This is a genomic window from Bradyrhizobium sp. (assembly GCF_049581145.1).
Classification (GTDB): Bacteria; Pseudomonadota; Alphaproteobacteria; order Rhizobiales; family Xanthobacteraceae; genus Bradyrhizobium.
Window position 1 is genome coordinate 1 of record NZ_JBAURI010000815.1, and the last position, 3,773, is coordinate 3,773.

At 64.6% G+C, this 3,773-nt stretch carries 5 protein-coding genes; 1 reads left to right on the forward strand and 4 read right to left on the reverse strand.

Translation table 11 applies throughout. From position 1 onward, the window contains the following. Both WCB02_RS26660 and WCB02_RS26665 read right to left on the reverse strand, forming a co-directional pair. Positions 1-1,182 (reverse strand): phosphoenolpyruvate carboxylase (locus tag WCB02_RS26660; protein WP_423962750.1); only part of this gene is annotated, 1,182 nt, incomplete at its 3' end. 172 nt (positions 1,183-1,354) lie between these two features. Continuing rightward, positions 1,355-2,167 (reverse strand): crotonase/enoyl-CoA hydratase family protein, encoded by an 813-nt coding sequence (locus WCB02_RS26665; protein ID WP_423962751.1) that lies wholly within the window; start codon positions 2,165-2,167, stop codon positions 1,355-1,357. 102 nt (positions 2,168-2,269) lie between these two features. Here WCB02_RS26665 and WCB02_RS26670 point away from each other — a divergent pair, with 102 nt between their 5' ends. Further along, a complete protein-coding gene (locus WCB02_RS26670; protein WP_423962752.1) occupies positions 2,270-3,142 on the forward strand; it encodes an SDR family oxidoreductase in 873 nt (290 codons plus the stop codon). A gap of 67 nt (positions 3,143-3,209) precedes the next feature. Here WCB02_RS26670 and WCB02_RS26675 read toward each other — a convergent pair whose 3' ends face one another. Both WCB02_RS26675 and WCB02_RS26680 read right to left on the reverse strand, forming a co-directional pair. Beyond that, on the reverse strand, positions 3,210-3,554 hold the full coding sequence (locus WCB02_RS26675) for a hypothetical protein (protein WP_423962753.1): 345 nt from the start codon (positions 3,552-3,554) through the stop codon (positions 3,210-3,212). After that, the coding region (locus WCB02_RS26680) for a hypothetical protein (protein ID WP_423962754.1) at positions 3,555-3,773 on the reverse strand (219 nt) is incomplete at its 5' end.

Here is a 3,773-nt window from a genome sequence, read left to right on the forward strand (position 1 = left end):
GTCGAGCACGTCGAGATCGGCCTGCAATTCCGCGACGCTGGCATAGGGCGCGGCCGCCGCGACCGGCCGGCGTATGATCTCGACGTCGAGCCGTTGCGCGGTCGCCGCGAGGCGGGCAAAGATGCCGGACACCGCAAGCCGGTACGGCTCGCCGCTCCGATGCGGCGAGGTGTCGGGCGAATGCTCGGCCAGCACGCGCAACTCCTCCGAAATATCGGCCAGATGCGCCGCGATCGACAGCTCGCCGCCCAACAGATGCAATTGCTCCAGATAGAAATGCAGCACGAGGCTGGACTGCTGCCGCAAGGTGCCGCGCATCACGTCGGCGGTGACGAAGGGATTGCCGTCGCGATCGCCCCCGATCCAGCTTCCCATCCGCAGGAAGGACGCGACGCTGTCCGCGGCCTCCTCACCCTCGTTGAGCCGGTCCTCCAGCGCGCAGATCAACCGCGGCACCTCATGCAGGAAGGTATAGTCATAAAACGACAGGCCGTTGTCGACTTCGTCGAGCACGGTCAGCTTGGTCCGGCGCAACAGATTGGTCTGCCACAGGGTCTGCACCGCGCGACGCAACGCCTCGTCGTTCGCCTCGGCCTCGTCCGGCGTGAACTGCACCCGTTCGCGGCGCTCGAGCAGCGCGGCGACCTCCATTTCGCGGTCCATCGTGCTCTTGCGCCGGACCTCGGTCGGATGGGCCGTCAGCACCGGACTGACCAGCGCCTCCTTGAAAAAGGCGCGCAGATCCGCCGCGCTGAAGCCCGCGGCCTGCGCTTGCGACACCGTCTCGGCCAGAGCGCCCAACCGCGGTGTGCCGTTGGCGGCATTGCCGGTTCGCATCCGGCGGATGATGTTCTGGTCTTCAGCGATATTGGCGAGGTGGGAGAAATAGCTGAAGGCGCGCACGATGCGCACGGTCTCGGAGATCGACAAGCTGTCGAGAATGGATTCAAGTTCGCGCCGCGCCAGCCGGTCCTCGTCGCGATGGAAGCGAATCGAGGTCTGACGGATGCGTTCGACCAGGTCGAACACGTCGGCCCCCTCCTGATCGCGCACGGTATCGCCGAGGATCCGCCCGAGCAGCCTGATGTCGTTCCTGAGCCTGGTGTCCTCTTCCAGCGCTTGCGCGTCGTCGACACGGTTGGCGCGAAACTCGGCATCGGAAGGCATGGTCTGGGGGGACATGGTACAGCTCTCCAGCAGCAGCCCGGCAGCCAAGCAGTGTGCAACTTTTTTATCGCCGCGCAAGATGAAGAAAGAGGCGATCGACTGCCAGCACGAGCCCCAGATGCGCCGTAGCGCATCGGGCAATCCCAGGATGCCGGGTTCGCGCTCCCCGGAATCACAGGGACTTTCCTCAAACGTCGGTGAAGCGCGGGGCGCGCTTGTCGATGTTGGCGCTGACCGCTTCGGCCTGGTTGGGGCTGCCGATCAGCTTCTGCTGCTCGACGGATTCGGCCAGAAGCGCCGGCGCCGGATCGGCGTAGAGCTTGTTGATCATGCGCTTGGCGGCGCGGATCGCATCCGGACTCTTGCCCGCGATCTCGCGCGCGACCTCGAAAGCGGCGGCGCGGGGGTCGCCGCAGATCCTGGTGGCGAGGCCGTAAGAGAGCGCCTCCTGGGCGGAGAAAATCCGGCCCGTATAGGTCAGTTCGCGCAGGATATCGTCGCGCACCAGACCAGCAAGGATCGGCGTCCCCGCCATGTCGGGCACCAATCCCCATTTGATTTCCATGATCGACATCCGCGCATCGGGGGTAAGGAAACGCATGTCGGCGCCGAGCGCGAGCTGAAAACCGCCGCCGAACGCCACGCCCTGGATCGCGGCAATCACCGGCATTGGCAGCTGCCGCCAGCCCCATACCGCCTGCTGCGCGAAATTCGCCATTCCATGGGTACGGACCGTGAGGTCACGCTCCTGGCCGCCAGGAATGCCCGCACCGCCGCTGTCCTTCATCGCGGCGAACCGGCCCATGTCAAGGCCGGCGCAGAACGCCCGCCCCTCCCCGGACAACACGACCGCGCGCACGCCCTTCTCGCCGCGAAGCCGCTCGGTCGCGGCGACCAGCGCCTCGAACATCGCCATGTCCAGCGCGTTCATCTTGTCCGCCCTGACCAGGCGGACGTCGGCGACGCCTTCCGAAACCGAGATCGAAACGCGCTGTTCCATGAGAGTTCTCCTCAGGCTCTTTTTGTCTTGCGGCTTTACAGAAAGCCGCGGTAGCGATTTAGTCAATCGACCAATTAACAGACAATCCGTTTGGGTGGAACGATGTTCAACGAGCAGCTTCTCGCCGGCCGACGCATCCTGGTGACCGGAGGCGGCACTGGGCTTGGCAGGTCGATGGCCGCACGCTTCCTGCAACTGGGTGCGGAGGTCCATATCTGCGGCCGCCGCAAGATCGTGTGCGACGAGACCGCGATCGAGCTGATGGACCAGTATGGCGGCCACGTGATGAGCCACGGCCTCGATATCCGGAACGCGCAGGCCGTCGACGAGATGGTCGAGAACATCTTCCGCGAGGGTCCGCTCACCGACCTCATCAACAACGCGGCCGGCAATTTCATCTCGCGCACCGAAGACCTGAGCCCGCGCGGCTTCGATGCGGTCGCCAACATCGTCATGCATGGCACGTTCTATGTCACCCACGCGGTGGGGCGGCGCTGGATCGCAGGCGGGCTGCGCGGCAATGTCGTGTCGATCACCGTGACCTGGGTGCGCAACGGCTCACCCTATGTCGTGCCCTCGGCGATGAGCAAGTCGGCGGTGCACGCCATGACCATGTCGCTCGCGACCGAATGGGGACGTCACGGCATCCGGCTCAACACCATCGCGCCCGGCGAAATCCCGACCGAAGGCATGAGCAAGCGCATCAAGCCCGGCGACGAAGCCGGCGCCCGCACCAGGGCGATGAACCCGATGGGCCGGGTCGGCACCATGGAGGAATTGCAGAATCTCGCGGTGTTCCTGATTTCGGGCGGCTGCGACTGGATCAACGGCGAAACCATCGCGATGGACGGCGGCCAGGCGCTGGCGATGGGCGGCAATTTCTACCAGTTGCGCGACTGGAGCGACGACGACTGGGCCAAGGCGAAGGAATCGATCAAGACGCAGAACGACAAGGACCGCGCCAAGAGAACGTGATCAGGGAGCCCGACAAGAGAACCTGACAAGCGAAGTCAAGGGCCGCGACCGAGCGCGGCTGTCGCGCTCAACGAAGCTTGCGGGCCAAACGCTGCGACGGCCACAGGTCGACGGCGCGCAGCGGAATCAATGGCTCCCTATCGGCAACCTCGCCAAGCTTGGCGTTCATCGCCGTGCGGATATCGTCGTCGGAGTGAAGGTATTCGCCCGGAGCCTTCATGGTGTCGATCCCGTAGAGATACATCACGCCCGCCCAGATGTAGTCTCTTTCAAACGACGGCGAATACGTCGCGACGCCCGCCTCCTCCTGCTGCACCACCGTGTAGGCCCAACGGTCCGCCTGCTCTCGCGACAGGGTGCCGCTCAGGACATCCTCGAATACCCGGCGCACCATTTGAAGATCGACGTGCATCTACCAGTTCCCCCTGTACCGACCATTGCTGTCGAATTGATAGCGCCTGGTTATCCCATCGGTCCGCTCGGGACGAATTTGCCGGACATTGCCAGCCCGATCGACGATCTCATGCCAGCCGCGCGTACATCCGGTCATGGTGTCAAACTCGTGGACGTAGCGACGACCGGCCAATTCGCCCCCATCCGGCGCGGGCTGAATCAAGCCGTAGTAGCGAAT

Coding starts and splice junctions, on each gene's coding strand:
- WCB02_RS26675 (WP_423962753.1), bottom strand. CDS start 3,554: ATGCACGTCGATCTTCAAATGGTGCGCCGGGTATTCGAGGATGTCCTG.
- WCB02_RS26670 (WP_423962752.1), top strand. CDS start 2,270: ATGTTCAACGAGCAGCTTCTCGCCGGCCGACGCATCCTGGTGACCGGA.
- WCB02_RS26665 (WP_423962751.1), bottom strand. CDS start 2,167: ATGGAACAGCGCGTTTCGATCTCGGTTTCGGAAGGCGTCGCCGACGTC.